Source organism: Streptomyces sp. V4I23, from assembly GCF_030817975.1.
GTDB lineage: Bacteria > Actinomycetota > Actinomycetes > Streptomycetales > Streptomycetaceae > Streptomyces.
Map to the genome: position 1 here is coordinate 5,293,824 of NZ_JAUSZW010000004.1, position 18,631 is coordinate 5,312,454.

9 protein-coding genes and 1 pseudogene are annotated in these 18,631 nt (G+C 72.0%); 9 read left to right on the forward strand and 1 reads right to left on the reverse strand.

Features of this window, described 5'->3' with window-relative positions:
• Positions 1–88: 88 nt before the first annotated feature.
• From QFZ82_RS26340 to QFZ82_RS26350, 3 genes are all read left to right on the forward strand, one after another.
• A complete protein-coding gene (locus QFZ82_RS26340) occupies positions 89–1,285 on the forward strand; it encodes a hypothetical protein (protein WP_307715511.1) in 1,197 nt (398 codons plus the stop codon).
• A gap of 122 nt (positions 1,286–1,407) precedes the next feature.
• The gene (locus QFZ82_RS26345; protein ID WP_307715512.1) at positions 1,408–2,187 is read left to right on the forward strand and encodes a TIGR03936 family radical SAM-associated protein; all 780 of its coding nucleotides are present in this window, start codon (positions 1,408–1,410) and stop codon (positions 2,185–2,187) included.
• A gap of 233 nt (positions 2,188–2,420) precedes the next feature.
• Entirely contained in the window at positions 2,421–6,647 is a 4,227-nt protein-coding gene (locus QFZ82_RS26350) for an Rne/Rng family ribonuclease (protein WP_307715513.1), read from the forward strand.
• A gap of 591 nt (positions 6,648–7,238) precedes the next feature.
• Here the strand turns inward: QFZ82_RS26350 and QFZ82_RS26355 are convergent.
• The gene (locus QFZ82_RS26355; protein ID WP_307715514.1) at positions 7,239–9,269 is read right to left on the reverse strand and encodes a glycosyltransferase; all 2,031 of its coding nucleotides are present in this window, start codon (positions 9,267–9,269) and stop codon (positions 7,239–7,241) included.
• Between the two features lie 382 nt (positions 9,270–9,651).
• Between QFZ82_RS26355 and rplU the strand changes: the two genes are divergently transcribed.
• The 6 genes and pseudogenes from rplU (at position 9,652) to QFZ82_RS26385 (ending at position 18,486) form a co-directional block, all read left to right on the forward strand.
• Entirely contained in the window at positions 9,652–9,972 is a 321-nt protein-coding gene (gene rplU / locus QFZ82_RS26360; protein WP_114036861.1) for a 50S ribosomal protein L21, read from the forward strand.
• A gap of 14 nt (positions 9,973–9,986) precedes the next feature.
• A pseudogene (rpmA, locus tag QFZ82_RS26365) lies at positions 9,987–10,242 on the forward strand (50S ribosomal protein L27).
• A 143-nt stretch (positions 10,243–10,385) separates the two neighbouring features.
• The gene (obgE, locus tag QFZ82_RS26370) at positions 10,386–11,822 is read left to right on the forward strand and encodes a GTPase ObgE (RefSeq protein ID WP_307715515.1); all 1,437 of its coding nucleotides are present in this window, start codon (positions 10,386–10,388) and stop codon (positions 11,820–11,822) included.
• A 707-nt stretch (positions 11,823–12,529) separates the two neighbouring features.
• Positions 12,530–14,551 (forward strand): glycosyltransferase family 4 protein, encoded by a 2,022-nt coding sequence (locus QFZ82_RS26375; RefSeq protein ID WP_307715516.1) that lies wholly within the window; start codon positions 12,530–12,532, stop codon positions 14,549–14,551.
• A gap of 215 nt (positions 14,552–14,766) precedes the next feature.
• Complete coding sequence (locus tag QFZ82_RS26380) at positions 14,767–16,266, forward strand: bifunctional cytidylyltransferase/SDR family oxidoreductase (protein ID WP_307715517.1); 1,500 nt, start codon at positions 14,767–14,769, stop codon at positions 16,264–16,266.
• A gap of 168 nt (positions 16,267–16,434) precedes the next feature.
• Positions 16,435–18,486 carry a hypothetical protein gene (locus tag QFZ82_RS26385; protein WP_307715518.1) on the forward strand — a complete coding sequence of 684 codons (2,052 nt, stop codon included), beginning with the start codon at positions 16,435–16,437 and terminating at the stop codon, positions 18,484–18,486.
• Positions 18,487–18,631 lie beyond the last annotated feature (145 nt).

Sequence of the window (18,631 nt, forward strand, 5' to 3'; positions counted from 1 at the left end):
CCCTGCGGCCGGGCCCTCGTTCGTTGCGGGCGGGAAGCGGGGGCCGGTGGACCGGATCCGGACGGGGCCGTGCTGCGTCCTGTCCTGCATGGAGTACGAGAGGCCGCCGACGGCGGATGTGCGGCAGCGGTACGGCGCGGTCGAGGAGTACGAGCCCGGGGACGGCTGCCTCGCGCAGGTCATCCGGATTCCGCTGCGGATCGTCGTCGTGCTCCTGGTCGTCCCCGTCCGCATGGCCTGGGACGTCCTCGCCGTCTGCGGGCGGGCGCTGCACCGGACTTTGCTGCGGCCGGCCGGCCGCGCGCTCGCGCGGATCGGCAGCGCCGTCCTGCGCCAAGTGCTGATCCCGGTCGGCAAGGCGCTGTTCGTGTGGCCGTGGGTGGCGCTGTGGCGGTACGTGGTCGTGCCGGTGGTGACGTACGGGCTCGTCGCCCCGGTCGTGTGGCTGTACCGGCACGTGCTGGCCCCGCTCGGCCGCGGCATCGCGTGGGCCGTGGCGAACTTGCTGGTCGCGCCGTTGGTGTGGATGGTGGCGAACCTGCTGGTCGCCCCGCTCGTGTGGCTGCACCGGCACGTTCTCACCCCGCTCGGGCGCGGCGTCGCGGCCGTCCTCGGGTGGCTCGGCAAGGCGCTGTTCGTGTGGCCGTGGGTGGCGCTGTGGCGCTATGTGGTCGTGCCGGTGGTGACGTACGGACTCGTCGTCCCGGTCGTGTGGATCTGCCGGTACGGGCTGGTCCTGCCCGCCGTGTGGCTCTACCGGAACGTGCTCACACCGCTCGGGCACGGCATCGTTCGGCTCCTCGTCCACCTGGTGGTGGCGCCGGCGGCTTGGGTGTACCGCTGCGTCCTCGCGCCGATCGGCAGGGAGACCGTCGCGGCCCTCCGGCTCGCGTGGCAGTTCGCCGGGTACGTGTCGCGTGCCGTCGGCCGGGGGCTGAAGTGGCTCGCGTGGAACCTCGCGGGCCGTCCGGCGCGCTGGTTCTACCGCGGTGTGTGCACGCCCGTCGGGCACTTCGTGCGCGACGCCGTCTGGCGCCCGGTCGCACGGGCCGCCGTCGAGGCCGGACGGACCGTGCACGCCGCGTTCGCCTCGGCGCGTCTGACCCTGCGCCGGGCCCGCCGCGACGCATGGCGCGCCCTGGGCGGCGGGACCGTGTACCCGGAGCCCGCGACTCCCATGACGGGTGCGGCGCGCCGGGCGCGTAACCTGGGTGATACGCAACAACCACAGACCGTTCCCGGCGTGGCGGCCGAGACCGAGATCTCCCTGCGCAAGCAGGGGTGAGCCGGCCGGCCCCGAGGGAACCCCCCACGTCCGAGGGCGGCGCGCCACCCGCGCCCGCTCCGCACCGAGGAGAAGAACCACTGGGCAAGCGACAGCCCGAAGGCCCGCCGCCCGCACCTGCGGTGCAGCGCATCCGACTGCGCTACACCAAGCGCGGCCGCCTCCGGTTCACCAGTCACCGTGACTTCCAGCGCGCCTTCGAGCGTGCGCTGCGGCGCGCCGAGGTGCCCATGGCGTACTCGGCGGGCTTCACCCCGCACCCGAAGGTGTCGTACGCCAATGCCGCACCCACCGGCACGGGCAGCGAGGCCGAGTACCTGGAGATCGCCCTCACCGAGCACCGCGACCCCGACAAGCTGCGCGAGCTGCTCGACGAGTCGCTGCCGGACGGACTCGACATCACCGACGCCGTCGAGGCCCGCACCTCGGGTCTGGCCGACCGGCTCACCGCGTCCGTGTGGGAGATGCGGCTGGACGGCGTCGAGCCGCAGACAGCCGAGAATGCCGTGACCGCGTTCCTCGCCGCCGAGACGGTCGACGTCCAGCGGAAGACGAAGAACGGCATGCGGACCTTCGACGCGCGGGGTGCCGTCGCCGACCTGCAGGCGGGTCGTCCCCAGCCTGATAGGCCGGGAGAGGGGCCCTGTGCGATACTGCGGCTGGTTGTTCGGCACGTGACACCTGCCGTACGACCCGACGACGTCCTGTCCGGTCTCCGAGCTGTGGCCGACCTGGCGCCGCCGGTCCCCGCAGCGGTGACCAGGCTGGCGCAGGGGCTCTTCGACGAGGAGTCCGGCACGGTGACCGACCCGCTCGCGCCCGACCGCGAGGCAGCCCCGGCCGCTCCACCCACGGCCGCCGGGACAGCCCCTGCGACGGCGCCGGAAGGTCCCGCCGCGTAAGGACGGTCGTCGTAGCGCGGCTCTGGACACTCGGGAGCCACCTGAGCCGGGCCGCGCATTGACACAGAAGACTTTCGCCAGGCCGTACGTACATCGCGTAGGGAACCGGCGAGCCAGACATCAGCTCCCGTGCGGCGCCCGCGCCCCGGACGGCGGCACCGCGCACATCACGCGGGCCGCGGCCGGACCGGACCAGGCGCGGCGCCCGGGAGCGCGACGGGAGAAACGCCCGCATGCTCGAGCCGATCGGATCCGGCGCTGCCGGAGACAACAACCAAGAACACATCACCCCCAGCGACACGCTGCCGCCGCGCCGCAGGCGCGCCGCGGCGCGTCCTGCCGGGCCGCCGAGCGCGGCGGACACCGCCGCCCTGAGCGAGGCCGCCGCGCCGGAAGCCGCCGTTACGGCGGAGAGCACCGAGGCCGCTGCCCCAAAGGCCGCCGCCCCGACCGCCGAGGCCGTAGAGGCGGCCGCGCCGCGCACCCGACGCCGCGCCACGCGCAAGGCGACCGCTCCGGCGGGCGCGCCCGACGCCGCGGAGCCGGCCGCGGACGAGTCCGAGGAGACGCCCGCGCCGCGTACGCGCCGCCGCGCCACCCGTAAGGCCACCGCGCCTGCTGCCGCCCCGGTGCAGGCGGAGGCCGTTCCGGCCGAGGCCGAGGAGACCGCCGAGGCCGCCGAGACCCTCGAGACCGAGGAGACCGCCGAGGCGGTCGTCACCGCCGAGGCCGCCGCTCCCCGCCGTACGCGGCGCCGCGCGTCCGCCCCGGCCGGTGCGCCCAAGGCCGCCGAAGCGCAGGAGGACCAGCCCACGCAGGTCGAGGCCGCCCAGGCCGTCGTGCCCGCTGTTGCGGGCGTCTCCGCAGTAGTGGGCGAGAGCGCCGAGGCCGAGGCCCCCGCGCCGCGTACCCGTCGGCGTGCGACGCGCAAGGCGACGGCTGCGGCCGGTGCGCCGCAGGTCGAGGAGACCGAGTCGGCGGAGGCTCCGCAGGCCGCGGACGTCGACACGGAGGCGGAGGCCCCCGCGCCGCGTACCCGCCGCCGTGCGACGCGCAAGGCGACGGCTCCGGCCGGCGCCCCGGAAACCGCCGAGGCCGCGGACACTGCTGCCGCCGTTCCGTCGGCGGAGGCCGCCGAGCCCGTGGCCGCTGAGCCCGTGGCCGCTGAGCCCGAGGCCGCCGAGCCCGAGGCCGCCGAGGTGGCCGCGCCGCGCCGCCGCCGTCGTGCGTCCGCCCCGGCGGGCGCCCCGAAGGCGATGGCCGCCGAAGAGGTCCGGGCCGAGACGGAGGAGGCCGCCCCGCGTACGCGCCGCGCCGCCCGTAAGGCCACCGCGCCCGCCGGTGCCCCGGCCGCCGCCGAGGCCGACGAGCAGGCCGCCGAGGCGGGCGAGAGCCTGCCCGAGAGCGCCGTCGAGCAGATCGCCGCCGCCGAGGCGCAGGTCGCCGCCGCCGAGAAGGCCGCCAGCCGTGGCCGCACGCGCCGTCGTGCCGTGTCGCCCGAGTTCACCACCCCGCAGTCGCGGGCCGCCGCACCGGCCGAGAAGGCCGAGGCGCCCGCGCGCGGCCGCCGTGCGCGACCCGCCGTGCCCACCTTCCAGGCCCCGGTCTTCGCCGAGCCGATGTTCCAGACCCCGGAGACCGCCGCGGCCGCCGCTGCCGCTGCCGCGAGCGCCCCGGAGCCGGAGGAGGAAGAGGAGTTCGCCGAGGCGGTCACCGAGACCGCGGCCCCCGAGCAGCCCGCGGGCCGCCGTCGCCGCCGTCGTCGCGGCGAGCCCGTCGAGACCCCCGCCGCCGAGGCCGTACCGGTCGAGGAGGAGGCCGAGCCCGAGCAGGCGGAGGCCGCGCAGGGCGAGGAGGCCGACGAGTACGAGGACCGGCCGTCGCGCCGTCGCCGCCGCGGGGGCCGTCGCCGCCGCCGTGGTGAGGCCGCCGACGTGGACGAGTCCGTGGAGGAGGAGGCCGAGGAGGCCGAGGCCGCCGCCGAGGAAGCGGAGGAGGAGGCCGAGGACGAGGACGAGACCGGCACGACGTCCGCCGCCGGGACCAGCAGCAGCCGCCGTCGCCGTCGCCGTCGCCGTCGCAGCGGTGACGCGGCCGGCGAGCCCGAGGCCGCCGACGAGGACGGCGTCCCCACGGTCGTCAAGGTCCGTGAGCCTCGCAAGAAGGAAGAGCCGAGCGACGAGGTCCAGTCCATCAAGGGCTCGACCCGTCTGGAGGCGAAGAAGCAGCGCCGCCGCGAGGGCCGCGAGCAGGGCCGCCGCCGGGTGCCGATCATCACCGAGGCGGAGTTCCTGGCGCGCCGCGAGGCCGTCGAGCGCGTGATGGTCGTCCGCCAGAGCGGCGAGCGCACCCAGATCGGCGTCCTCGAGGACAACGTGCTCGTCGAGCACTACGTCAACAAGGAGCAGGCCACCAGCTACGTCGGCAACGTCTACCTGGGCAAGGTGCAGAACGTCCTGCCGTCCATGGAGGCCGCCTTCGTCGACATCGGCAAGGGCCGCAACGCCGTCCTGTACGCGGGCGAGGTGAACTTCGAGGCGCTGGGCATGGCGGGCGGCCCGCGCCGTATCGAGGCCGCCCTCAAGTCCGGCCAGTCGGTGCTGGTCCAGGTGACCAAGGACCCGATCGGTCACAAGGGCGCCCGCCTGACCAGTCAGGTCTCGCTGCCCGGCCGCTACCTTGTCTACGTGCCCGAGGGCTCGATGACCGGTATCAGCCGCAAGCTCCCCGACACCGAGCGCGCCCGGCTGAAGACGATCCTCAAGAAGATCGTTCCCGAGGACGCGGGCGTCATCGTGCGCACCGCCGCCGAGGGGGCGAGCGAGGACGAGCTGCGCCGCGACGTCGAGCGTCTGCAGGCGCAGTGGGAGGAGATCCAGAAGAAGGCGAAGAGCGGCAACGCCCCGACGCTGCTCTACGGCGAGCCGGACATGACCGTCCGGGTCGTCCGCGACATCTTCAACGAGGACTTCTCGAAGATCATCGTCAGCGGTGACGAGGCGTGGGAGACCATCCACGGCTACGTGTCGCACGTGGCGCCCGACCTGGTCGACCGCCTGCAGCGGTGGACCAGCGAGGTCGACGTCTTCGCGGTCAACCGGATCGACGAGCAGCTGATGAAGGCCCTGGACCGCAAGGTCTGGCTGCCGAGCGGCGGCTCGCTGGTGATCGACAAGACCGAGGCCATGGTCGTCGTCGACGTCAACACCGGCAAGTTCACGGGACAGGGCGGCAACCTCGAGGAGACCGTCACCAGGAACAACCTGGAGGCGGCCGAGGAGATCGTGCGCCAGCTGCGGCTGCGCGACCTGGGCGGCATCGTCGTCGTCGACTTCATCGACATGGTGCTGGAGTCCAACCGGGACCTGGTCATGCGCCGGCTCCTGGAGTGCCTGGGCCGCGACCGCACCAAGCACCAGGTGGCCGAGGTGACGTCGCTGGGCCTGGTGCAGATGACCCGCAAGCGAGTCGGCCAGGGGCTGCTGGAGTCGTTCTCGGAGACCTGCGTCCACTGCAACGGGCGCGGTGTGATCGTGCACATGGAGCAGCCGTCCGCCGCCGGTGGCGGTGGCGGCAAGCGCTCCAAGAAGCGCGGCCGCGGTGGTGCGGCCGCGGAGCACGAGCACGTCGAGCCGCAGGCCGTGGCGGTCGCGGAGCCGGAGATCGAGACGGAGGCGGAGGTCGCCGCCGAGGCGGCCGCCCCGGTCGCGCTCGAGGAGCCGGCCTTCGCGCCCGACGAGGAGCTGTACAGCAGCGTCGCGGAGGCCGAGGCCGCCGCGTCGCGCGGCCGTGGCCGCCGCCGGGCGACCCGCAAGGTGTCGGCTCCGGCGGGTGCGCCGAAGGCGCCGAAGGCGGCGGAGCCGGCGGTGGTGGCGGTGTCCGAGCCGACGCCCGAGCCCGCGCCCGCGGCCACGCCCGAGCCGGAGCCGGAGGCTCCCGCCGAGCCGGCCCCCACGGGCCGTACGCGCCGCCGCGCCACGCGTCAGGTGTCGGCCCCGGCCGGCTCCCCGGCTCCGGCCGAGGTGACGGTGGCCCCGGCGGTGAAGCCGGAGCCGGAGCCCGAGCCCGAGCCGGAGGCCACGGCCGTGGTCGCCGAGGAGGCGCCGGTCGCGGCTCCGCCGCGTGCCCGCCGCCGGGTGACCCGCAAGGTCACCGCCCCGGCCGGTTCGCCGTCGGGCGCCGAGGAGGCCGCGATCGTCGTGGTCGCCGCGGAGCCGAAGGCCGCCGAGCCCGAGCCGAAGGCCGCCGAGCCCGAGGCGGAGGAGCCGGAGGCCGCACCGGTGGCCAAGAAGGCGGCCCGCAAGACGGCCAAGAAGGCCACGGCGAAGAAGGCCGCGACCAAGAAGACGGCCGCGAAGAAGACGACGGCCAAGAAGGCCACGGCGAAGAAGGCCACGAAGAAGACGGTGGCGGCTGAACAGACGTCCCCGTCGGTCTCCGCGACCACGTCCGAGGACTAGCCACCTCCCGACGCGGCCCGCCCCGGTTCGACCGGGGCGGGCCGCGTCGGCGTTTGCGGGGAGCGTGCCGCATGACCTGCGAGGGCGGAGGCTGAGGGCGCGCGCGTGCACCGGTGCGGTGCGGTTGCCCGCTCCTGTTCGCGCACGCCCTCTGTGCACGCCACGAGGGCCGTGGGCGCGAGGGCCGAGGTGCCCGCCGCCCGCGGAGACCGCGTGTGCCCCCGTTGAGGGCGCGCGCATGCGCCGGTGCGATGCGGGTGTGCCCGCTCCTGGGCGCGCAGCTCTCTGTGCAGCCACGAAGGGCGCGGGAACGAGAGCCGAGGTGCCCGCCGCCCGCGGAGACCGCGTGTGCCCCCGTTGAGGGCGCGCGCATGCGCCGGTGCCATGCGGTCACCTGCCCCTCGTCGCGCACGCTCTGCGCACGCCACGAGGGCCGAGGCGGCGCCCACGGTCCCGGTCCGGCCGGGTCTCAGGGGCCGCTCGGCCGGCGCGCGGGCGCCGCGTCACGCAGTACGCACGCAGAAGGGCCCGTGGCACCGGTCTCCCGGTGGCACGGGCCCCTGCGCGTACGACGGGCGCGCCGTCGTCGGGTCAGCGCTTGCCGGACGTCAGCGCCTTGAGGCGCTTCAGCACCGCCTTCACGATCGCCACTCGGCCCACACGCAGCACCAGCTTGTTCCGCTTCTTCGCCACGGCCGCGTAGCGCGGGACGCCGCGGCTGATCCAGCGCGTGTTGGTGAGGGAGGACTGCGGCCCCACCGGCTTGGACCAGCCCTTGCCGCGCTGGGACGGCAGCCACAGCGACACTGTCCAGGAGCCGGTGGCGAGTCCCTCCAAGGAGACGCTGGCCGTGAAGGCGCTGTCACCCGTCGGAGTGACCGGCACCGTCACGGACCTGCCGCCGTCGCCCTCCAGCCGTACGCCCAGCGCGCCCGCCGGCATCCCGGCGAGCTTCCAGCTGCCACTGACCTCCAGCTGCGAGGGGATCGTGGTCGACCAGCGGGTGCCCTCGATGCGGAGCTTGTCCGCGACCTTGTGCTTGTTCTCGCCCACGTCGAGCGTCAGGTTGCTGTACGGCTGCGTGTAGTACAGCGCGGCCGCGAAGTTCTCCTCGCCGTCGGCGACGACGTACGTCTGCGGCGTGGTGGCCACCTCGGGCAGGCGCTTGTGGCCGAAACGGATCTCCTTGACGACGTCCTCGACCCGGACGGCGACGAAGACGTCCCACAGGCCCTTGGGGAGGCGGCCGCCGTCGACCGCCTTCGTCAGGTCGATCTCGGCGGCGAAGCCGGCCTGCGGGTAGCGGTACTTCCCGGCGTCCTCCTTGCCGGCGCCGAGCTCAGGCGTGGCCACGACCGTCGTCGGGAAGCGGTGCTCGGCCTTGGTGTCGCGCTCACGCAGCACCAGCTCCGTGCTGGTGGGCACGTCCTGCGGGACGCGCCGCAGGTAGGCGTGACCGGTCATCCTCAGCACGCCGTCCTCGATGCCGACCGAGTCCAGCCGGTGGCGGTCCTGGAGCGCCGCCGTGACGTCGTAGATCTCGTCCGGGATGCCGCGCTCGGCGTCGCGGAAGAACGGCAGCAGGGTGTAGGCGCGGTCGCCCTCGACGAGGATCCCGGGCTGCTCGCCGCTCGAGCGGTGCCGCCGGTCGACCTTCTCCAGCTCGATGGACTCCTGGAGCATCCCGCGCTGGACGAGCTCGCACCGCAGCCGCGTGATCGCGTTCACCCTGGCCTTGAGCGAGTCCGGGTAGGACCGCTCCAGCAGGGCGCGCAGCTGCTCGTAGTTCTTCCGCTGGAGCTCCGGGTCCGACTCCCTGGCCAGGTGGATCAGGGCGTGGAACATGTCGATCGACAGATGCCGGTTCATCAGGCCGTCGCGGTCGGGCCCGGCCGGGACGTGCTTCTCGACCAGGTCGACCATCAGCTCCAGCACCTTGATGCGGCTGTCGGCGCCGCGCGTGGAGGTGGTGATGTTGCCGCCGTCGTCGCGCTTGACGATGTACAGGCAGTCGTAGTCGGCGACGACCGAGATGCCGTCGGCCTTGAGGTAGAGCATGCCGGTGAAGAGCTGATCTTCACAGGTCTTGTACCCGAGGGGGAAGCGCAGCTGGTGCTTCTCGATCAGCTCGCGCCGGATGAGCTTCAGCGGGTTGAGCGCCCAGTAGACGCGGGAGTTGAAGACGTCCGTGCGGGGCTGGTTGCGTACGAACATCGAGGCCGGAGCGCCCCGCCCGTTGACGCCCTTCATCTTGCCGAGCACCACGTCGGTCTTGTTCTTCTCGGCCATCGCGAGCATGCGCTCGAGGGCTTCCTCGCCGAGGTAGTCGTCGGCGTCCAGGAAGAACACGAACCTGCCCCGCGCGTGGTCCAGGCCCTTGTTGCGAGGGGCCGAGGGGCCGCCGGAGTTCTCCTGGTGGAACACCTGGAACAGGCCGGGGTACTCCTCGGCGAAGCGTTCCAGTTCCTTGCCGGTACCGTCGGTGGAGCCGTCGTTGACGGTGATGATCTCCAGGCGGTCGCGCCCGATCGACTGCTCGACCACGGAGGTCAGGGTCTTCGTGAGGTACGGCATGGCGTTGTAGGCGCCGATGATCACCGAGATGTCAGGCGTGGTGGTCAAAGCTCGTCGTCCGTTCCGCGTGCAGCCCGAGCGCTGGTCGCTGCTCAGCCGCAGCCCCCCCGGTCGACTCGATGGCCGTTATTGAGGTGTTCAGAGGAAAGTCCGCACCAATGCTACAAACGCTGCATGCATGTGGAGGCACTGTAACCGTCACGTTTCGGTGACAGGTGGGTGCCAGAGGGTTTGAACAGGGCCGGTTTGACCCGCCGCAGGCAGGTCCGTAACCTTGTCCTTCGGCGTGTTTCCCTATGCGTCCACCCCTGAGCACCTTCCTCCCGGTCCGCCGGGAGAGGCCGCTCGTCCATTCCGGATCGTCTCGGGCCCCGCGCCCGTGTGAGCGGCTGGCATCAGGGGTTCCGTTCCGAGCGAGAGAGAGATCCGCGTGTACGCCATCGTGCGCAGCGGTGGTCGCCAGCACAAGGTTGCTGTCGGCGACATCGTTGAGGTTGACAAGATTTCCACCGCCAAGGTTGGCGACACGGTCGAGCTCTCGACCCTGCTCGTTGTCGACGGCGACGCCGTGACCAGCGACCCGTGGGTGCTGGCCGGTATCAAGGTCACGGCCGAGGTCGTGGACCACCACAAGGGCGCGAAGATCGACATCCTTCGCTACAAGAACAAGACCGGCTACCGCCGTCGCCAGGGTCACCGTCAGCAGTACACGGCGATCAAGGTCACGGGCATCCCCACGGCTGCGAAGTAAGGGACTGAGGAGAGATGGCACACAAGAAGGGCGCATCGTCCACCCGGAACGGTCGCGACTCCAACGCTCAGCGGCTCGGCGTGAAGCGCTTCGGCGGTCAGGTCGTCAACGCCGGTGAGATCCTGGTCCGCCAGCGTGGCACCCACTTCCACCCCGGTGCGGGCGTCGGTCGTGGTGGCGACGACACCCTGTTCGCGCTGCTGGCCGGGCGCGGTGGAGTTCGGTACCCACCGTGGCCGCAAGGTTGTGAACATCGTTCCGGTCGCCTGATCGGATCTTTCGCGAGGGGCGGACCTCACTTCCCGGACCGGGAAGCGGGTCCGCCTTTCGTGTGTTGAGAGACAGACATTCCGTACACACGTCACCGGCGTCACCGTCGTCGGCGGCACCCCGTCATCACTGGAGGCACTTCCATGACCACCTTCGTGGACCGCGTCGAGCTGCACGTCGCCGCGGGTAACGGAGGCCACGGCTGCGCCTCCGTGCACCGAGAGAAGTTCAAGCCGCTCGGCGGGCCCGACGGCGGCAACGGCGGCCGCGGCGGCGACGTCATCCTGGTCGTCGACCAGTCCGTGACCACGCTGCTCGACTACCACCACAGCCCGCACCGCAAGGCCACCAACGGCAAGCCCGGCGAGGGCGGCAACCGCTCCGGCAAGGACGGCCAGGACCTGGTCCTGCCCGTGCCCGACGGCACCGTCGTCCTCGACAAGAAGGGCAACGTGCTCGCCGACATGGTCGGCCAGGGCACCACGTACGTCGCCGCCGAGGGCGGCCGCGGCGGTCTCGGCAACGCGGCGCTGGCGTCCGCGCGCCGCAAGGCCCCCGGTTTCGCGCTGCTCGGCGAGCCCGGCCGCTCGGGCGATGTCGTCCTGGAGCTGAAGACCGTCGCCGACGTCGCGCTCGTGGGGTACCCCAGCGCGGGCAAGTCCTCGCTGATCTCGGTGCTCAGCGCGGCCAAGCCGAAGATCGCGGACTACCCCTTCACCACGCTCGTCCCGAACCTGGGCGTCGTGACCGCCGGCTCGACCGTGTACACGATCGCCGACGTCCCCGGCCTGATCCCGGGCGCGAGCCAGGGCCGCGGCCTGGGGCTGGAGTTCCTGCGCCACGTCGAGCGCTGCTCGGTGCTGGTGCACGTGCTGGACACCGCGACGCTGGAGTCCGACCGCGACCCGGCCACCGACCTCGACGTCATCGAGGAGGAACTCCGGCAGTACGGCGGCCTGGAGGACCGGCCGCGCATCGTCGTCCTCAACAAGGTCGACATCCCCGACGGCCAGGACCTGGCCGACATGATCCGCCCGGACCTGGAGGAGCGCGGCTACCGCGTCTTCGAGGTGTCGGCGGTGGCGCACAAGGGCCTCAAGGAGCTGTCGTACGCGCTGGCCGAGATCGTGGCCGCGGCGCGGGCCGCCAAGCCGGTGGAGGAGGCGACCCGGATCGTCATCCGTCCGAAGGCGGTCGACGACGCGGGCTTCACGGTCACGCAGGAGGAGGACGGCCTGTTCCGCGTGCGCGGCGAGAAGCCGGAGCGCTGGGTGCGCCAGACCGACTTCAACAACGACGAGGCCGTGGGCTACCTGGCCGACCGCCTGGGCCGCCTGGGCGTCGAGGAAGAGCTGATGAAGGCCGGCGCCCGCGCGGGCGACGGCGTGGCGATCGGCCCCGAGGACGACGCGGTCGTCTTCGACTGGGAGCCGACGATGATGGCGGGCGCGGAGATGCTCGGCCGTCGTGGTGAGGACCACCGCTTCGAGGCCCCGCGCCCGGCGGCGCAGCGCCGCCGCGACCGCGAGGCGGAGCGCGACGAGGCGCTGAAGGAGTTCGAGGGCTTCGACCCGTTCTAGGACGGGGCAGCCGGTCGTTCCCGGCCCGGTCAGGCGCGCGCGCCTGACCGGGCCGGACTGCGTCCTGGCTCCGCGGTGCCGGACCGGGTGCTCCCGGGCCCGGTGCCCGGCCGGGCCGGCGGTACGAAACGGGCCCCGGCGGGGCCCGCCGGTGCTCCGCGCAGGTCCTTCGGGGGCCCGGCGCGCCCCGGCATGGCGCCCGGGCCCGAATCCGGCGCGGTCACCGGGAGGGCGGGTGCTCGGCTGCCGCGCGGGAGGCGGTCGAGGCCGCCACCAGCCGCCGGTGCAGCCGCGTGCCTGCAGCCGCCCCGCCCGAAAACCCGAGAAGCGGACCGCCGGATCCCCGCCCCCGCGGCGACGCGACCCGTCGTCACGGCCCCCAGCGCAGCCCGCGCGGCCGGGCTCGCAGCCGACGGGGCGGTGTGCCCCTGGGCGCCCGAGGCGCCGTCGGCAGGCGAGCTTGCGCGCGGCCGCTCCGTTTCAAGGAAACGCACAACCTCTCACCCGCCTTGTCCGTCTGACCTGGTTGATGGCGGGGCGTTCACCTGGAATAGGTTCAATCATGGCCAATCGGTCGACATCGGGCATACGGTGAACTGTGGTCCGGGCTGCTGCCCCGTCAGGTCAGGGGTCGTCTGCATCCGGCAGCCGCAACGGGGCTACCCGTTCGTCCCGGAGCAGGCCGGAGCAGAAGTGAACGGAGCACCATGAAGATCTCCTTCCTCATCCACACGATTTACGGGATCGGCGGAACCATCCGCACGACGCTGAATCTGGCGGAGGAACTGGCCAATCGCCACGAGGTCGAGATCGTCTCGGTCTTCCGGCACCGCGACGACTCCGCGTTCGCCCTGGACCCGCGCATCACCGTCGTGCCCCTCGTCGACACCCGTCAGGGCAGCGCCGACCGGCAGGAGCCCCTGTTCGCCGAGCCCGCCGTCGCCTTCCCGCGTGCCGAGGCCCGCTACAAGGAGTACAATCGCCTCGTCGACGAGCGCGTGCGCGCCCACTACGCCGCGTCCCACGCCGACGTCGTCATCGGCACCCGTCCCGGCCTCGTCGCCTACGTCGCCCAGTTCGCTCCGGCCACCGCCGTCCGCATCGGCCAGGAGCACATGACGCACAACCACCACAAGGCCGCGCTGCGCGAGGAGATGTACGAACACCTCGACACCGTCGATGCGTTCGTCACCGTCTCCGAGGGCGACGCCAAGGTGTGGCGCGAGAAGATGCCGCTGCCCACGACCCGCGTCCTGTCGATCCCCAACAGCGTCCCCGAGCCGTCCGTCCCGCCCTCCGACGGCACCGGAAGGACCGTCGTCGCGGCCGGGCGGCTCGCCGCCGAGAAGCAGTACCACGTCCTCGTCGACGCCTTCGCCGAGGTCGTCAGGCAGCGGCCCGACTGGTCTCTGCGCATCTACGGCTCCGGCGACCAGCGCGACAGGCTGCGCGCACGCATCGACGAGCTCGGCCTGTACAACGAGATCCACCTGATGGGTCCTCACTCGCCCATCGAGCCGGAGTGGGCCAAGGGGGCCATCGCCGCGTCGACGTCCCGTCACGAGTCGTTCGGCATGACCCTCGTGGAGGCGATGCGCTGCGGCGTGCCGATGGTGAGCACCGACTGCGACTACGGTCCGCGCGAGATCATCGAGGACGGTGTCGACGGCCTGCTCGTCCCCGTGGGCGACGCGCACGCCGTCGCCCGGGCGCTCCTGCGGCTGATCGACGACGAGGACCTGCGCCGCCGCATGGCCGCCGCCGCCGTGCGCAACGCGCGCCGCTTCGACCCCGGTGTGGTCACCAAGCAGTACGAGGCACTCTTCGACGAACTCGCCGCCGAGGCGGCGCAGCGCGCGCACATCCCCGGGATAACCCCGGTCGCGGACTGCTCGGTCGCCGTCGACGGCTCGGTGGACGTGAGCCTGGTCCCGCCGCTGCCGGAGGGCATCGAGAACGGAGCCCGGCTGGTGTGCACCCGGACCGGAGCCCGTACCGAGGTGCGGACCTTCGACTTCGACGAGCGCGGCTGCGCGACCGTCCCGGCCGACGAGGTCTTCCCGGAGGGCGTGTGGAACGTGTTCGTGGAGCTGGCCGGTGCCGGCGCCCGGGGCCGGGTCACGGCTCGCGTGGTCGACCAGCGCGGCGCCCTGCACGCGGCCGAGCGGTTGAGCCCGGGCGGCCCGGTGCGCAACCTCGTCCCGTACGAGGACAAGGCCAAGGGCGGAGCGCTGATGCTGCGCGCCTGGCACCGGCCGGTCCACGCCGAGGCCGCGGACGTCCAGGTCCACGGCTCCCGGGTCACCCTGGAGGGCAGCATGCTCGGCACGGCGAGGGTGGCCGGCGATCCGGCGCTGGTGCTGCGCCGCCGCGGCAGGCCCACGGACGAGATCCTGTTCCCCGGCGAGCGCGTCGGCGAGGACGGCTTCCGTTTCTCCTTCTCCTCCACGGTGCCCGCCGCCTCGCAGACCACCGCCCACGACGTGTGGGACGCCTTCATCCGCTACGCGCCCGACGCCAGGCCGGTCAGGATCGGCCGGGTGCTGGACGACGTGGTCATGAAGCAGCGCATCTACGTCTACCCCCACACGGTGATGGCCAAGAGGCGCCAGGGGAGCATGGCCCGCGCCGTGGCCAAGCGGGTGCTCGGCCGGCCGCGCAAGAAGGTCCGTGTGCGCGTCTACTACACGCTCTCCAACGACGTCGCACTCAATGTGGTGGATCTGTAGCGGAGCGCCTTGTCCCGCTCAGGAGTGGTTCATGCCACTCACATGTGTGGCGTCAGTCACTCGTCCGGATGAGCGGTTCTCGGCCAACACCCCTGATCACCCGGTGAACAGCAGGTTTCCCCCTCCCGTGGGCGCGGCGTCACCCGCCTTGCGGGACGGTAACGGAGAGTGCAACCATCAGTTTTGTTCCCCAGCCCTCGCAAGGTAGGTCGTCTGTGTCTGTGCAGCACATAGCCAAACCCCGAACCACAGCTGTCGTGCTCGCCGGTGGTACCGGCCAGCGCGTGGGTCTGTCGATTCCCAAGCAGCTGCTGAAGATCGCAGGCAAGGCCGTCATCGAGCACACGCTGGCGATCTTCGAGCAGGCGGAGTCGATCGACGACATCATCGTCCTGATGGCGCCGGGCTATGTGCCGGACGTCGAGAAGATCGTCGCAAAGGCCGGACTGACCAAGGTCACCAAGGTCATCGAGGGCGGCTCGACGCGCAACGAGACCACCGAGCGCGCCATCGCGGCGCTCGGCGAGGGCCTGGCCGAGGGGGAGGACCGCAACGTCCTGTTCCACGACGCCGTCCGCCCCCTGCTCTCCGAGCGCGTCATCAAGGACTGTGTCGACGCCCTGGACCGCTACCAGGCCGTCGACGTCGCCATCCCGTCCGCGGACACGATCATCGTGACCCGCACGCACGGCGAGGACGGCGAGTTCATCACCGACGTCCCGGACCGCTCCCGGCTGCGCCGCGGCCAGACCCCGCAGGCCTTCAAGCTGTCGACGATCCGCAGGGCGTACGAGATCGCGGCCGGCGACCCCAACTTCCAGGCCACCGACGACTGTTCGGTCGTGCTGAAGTACCTGCCGGACGTGCCGATCTACGTCGTCGCGGGCGACGAGTACAACATGAAGGTCACGCAGCCGGTCGACGTCTTCATCGCCGACAAGCTGTTCCAGCTGGCCTCCACCGCCGCTCCGGCACAGGCCGACGAGGCCGCCTACCGCGAGCTGCTGGCGGGCAAGACCCTGGTCGTCTTCGGCGGTTCCTACGGCATCGGCGCGGACATCGCCAAGCTGGCGGAGTCCTACGGCGCCAAGGTCTACGCGCTCGGCCGCTCGACCACCGGCACCCACGTCGAGAACCCGGAGCACGTCGACGACGCGCTGTCCACGGCCTACGCCGAGACCGGTCGCGTCGACTACGTCATCAACACCGCGGGCGTGCTGCGCATCGGCAAGCTGGCCGAGACGGACAACACGACCATCCAGGAAGCGCTGAACGTCAACTACCTGGCCCCGGTGCAGATCGCGCGCGCCTCGCACAAGTACCTCGCGGAGACCAAGGGCCAGCTGCTGCTGTACACCTCCAGCAGCTACACCCGCGGCCGTGCCGAGTACAGCCTCTACTCCTCCACCAAGGCCGCCATGGTGAATCTCACCCAGGCCCTGGCCGACGAGTGGGCCGCCGACGGTATCCGCGTCAACTGCGTGAACCCGGAGCGCACCGCCACCCCGATGCGCACCAAGGCGTTCGGCACCGAGCCGGCCGGTTCCCTGCTGTCGTCCGAGGCCGTGGCCCGTACCTCGCTCGACGTGCTGCTGTCCGCGCTGACCGGTCATGTCATCGACGTACGGCAGCAGGATCCGACCCGCGGCGCCTCCGAGGCATCCGGGTTCGAGCAGGCCCTGGCGTCCGTCCTGGACCGTCAGGAAGATGTGTAATACTTCTGGACATTCGAACATTCGGGCCTCTGTAGTCGCCGTACAGCGCACTGCGGGGGCCCGAGTCTGTGGAGCCGGTCCTTCACACCTCCTCCGCAGAGCGGTTTCGCAAGGAAAACAGTCGGCACCCCCTGGAGCAGGTTCTTCGTGATTTCGAAAGCCATTCGCATGGCTCGCGTGGGCAGCGGATCGGAGCTGGCCGCCGCGATTCTCCTGATGCTCGGATTCCCGTGCGTCATGCTCGCGGCGATAATCCCCAGTCTCTGGTTCTTCACGGCTGCCGTCGCCGTGACCTACCTCGCCGACCAGTACCTGCACCAGCGGTCCAGCTATCTGGTCAACCGGCTGGCCAAGGTCCGTGCGGGCCTGTCGATCCGCTTCCTCGTGCGCCAGCTGCTGCTCGTGCTGCTGCTGGCCCGCATGGGGTACGCGGAGGAAGCCGTCTTCTACGTGACGGTCGCCTGCCTTCTCGGCTTCTACGGTCTCCAGGCGCCGCACGGCGCGATGGTCACGCTGATCCGGCTGCGCCGGAAGCTGCCGGTGGTCACCCGCAACATCGACCTCTCGCACGTGCGCATTCCCGACGCCCCGAGGCGCGGCCTGATCAACCGTTCCGCCGAGAAGATGCTGCATCTCGACGTCTTCTCCTTCGTCGGCGTGATCGTCGCCATCGAGACCGGCGCCAATGCGTTCGCATACGCGGGTCTGGGTCTGACGGTGCTGCTCGCCGTCGGTTATCTCGCTGTGCTGCTGCCCAGTCTCCGTGCCGCCCGGCTGCCGGCCTCGCCGGAGAAGGTGCTCGAGGGCATCGACGCCTGGCTGCGCGAGTACAAGCCGACCGTAATGCTGTACTTCTCCGGCTCCAAGGACTCGGCGTACCAGGTCAACATGTGGCTGGAGACGATGGCGCAGCTCGGCGGCCGGCCGCTGATCTTCCTGCGCGAGCGCAATATCGTGCCGCAGCTCGGCAACACCTCGGTCCCGGTGCTCTGCGTGCCGGGCGGTGTGCACCTGATGAACCTGGACCTGTCGTCCGTGCGCGTCGCGCTGTACGCGGCCAATGTCGGCAAGAACATCCACATGCTCCGCGTGCCGACCATGAAGCACGTCTTCATCGGTCACGGCGACAGCGACAAGCTCGCCAGCGTCAACCCGTTCAGCAAGGCGTACGACGAGGTGTGGACCGCGGGTCGCGCGGGCCGCGACCGTTACGCGCTGGCCGACGTCGGTGTCCTCAGCGAGGACATCGTCGAGGTCGGCCGTCCGCAGCTCGCCCCCATCGAGCACTGGACGGGCAAGCCGCGGGGCCCGATCCCCACGGTGCTCTACGCCCCCACCTGGGAGGGCTGGGACGACAACCCCGGCAACACCTCCCTGCTGCTGGCCGGCGAGAACATCGTCAAGCGGCTGCTGAACTCCGAGAAGCCGGTCCGCCTGATCTACAAGCCGCACCCGTTCACCGGCACCCGCGACCCCAAGGCCAGGGCCGTGCACCTGCGGATCACCGCCATGGTCGAGCAGGCCGCCGCGGCGCGGGCGAGCGAGCCGAGGTGGGTCGAGGAGGCCGCGGCGCACGCCGAGGAACAGGCCGCCGCCCGTGCCGAGCTCCAGCGCATCGAGGGACGGCTCACCGAGCTGTCGGGCCAGACCCGTGTCGGCCGGGACGAGGCCGAGGAGTCGCGCGACTCCGTGGCGGACCCGGCGCGCGAGGCCGAGACCGCGAAGCTGGCCGAGGAGTGGAACGCCGCGTACTGGCGCTCCTTCGGCTGGTGGGAGCACAAGGTCATCACCGGTCCGCAGCCGCGTCTGTACGACTGCTTCAACCAGTCGGACGGCATGGTCTCGGACATCTCCAGTGTGGTCTCGGACTTCATCGCGAGCGGCAAGCCGTACGCGGTCACGGACTCCGCCGGGCTGGGCGAGGCCGAGTTCAAGCGGCAGAACACCGCGGTGCGCGCCGCGGTGATCCTCTCCAACAGCGCGGTCGAGCTCGACGAGCTGCTCACCGCCGTCGCCGACCGGGACGCCGACCCGCGTGCCGCGGCGCGGCAGGAGCTCAAGGAGTACCTGCTCGGCCCGGACGAGCCGACCTCCATCGAGCAGTTCGACGCGGCGGTGCAGGCCCTGGCGGCCAAGGCCGAGGCCCGCAACGCCGGTGTGCTGCAGCGTCTGTCGGAGGCGGAGCAGTCGCCCGGCCTGGACGACACGCCGGTCGGCTGACCCGCCCGCGCGAGCGGCCCGGTGGCATCCCCGGAAGGGGGCGCCACCGGGCCGTTCCCGTTCCCGTTCCCGTTCCCGTTCCCGTTCCCGTTCCCGTTCCCGTTCCCGTCCCGGCGCCGGTGCGGGCGAGGTGCACCTTTTTGCC

Excerpts from the sequence above, each read along its gene's own strand:
- QFZ82_RS26375 (WP_307715516.1), top strand. The coding sequence starts at position 12,530 with ATGAAGATCTCCTTCCTCATCCACACGATTTACGGGATCGGCGGAACC.
- QFZ82_RS26350 (WP_307715513.1), top strand. The coding sequence starts at position 2,421 with ATGCTCGAGCCGATCGGATCCGGCGCTGCCGGAGACAACAACCAAGAA.
- QFZ82_RS26385 (WP_307715518.1), top strand. The coding sequence starts at position 16,435 with ATGGCTCGCGTGGGCAGCGGATCGGAGCTGGCCGCCGCGATTCTCCTG.
- obgE (WP_307715515.1), top strand. The coding sequence starts at position 10,386 with ATGACCACCTTCGTGGACCGCGTCGAGCTGCACGTCGCCGCGGGTAAC.
- QFZ82_RS26340 (WP_307715511.1), top strand. The coding sequence starts at position 89 with ATGGAGTACGAGAGGCCGCCGACGGCGGATGTGCGGCAGCGGTACGGC.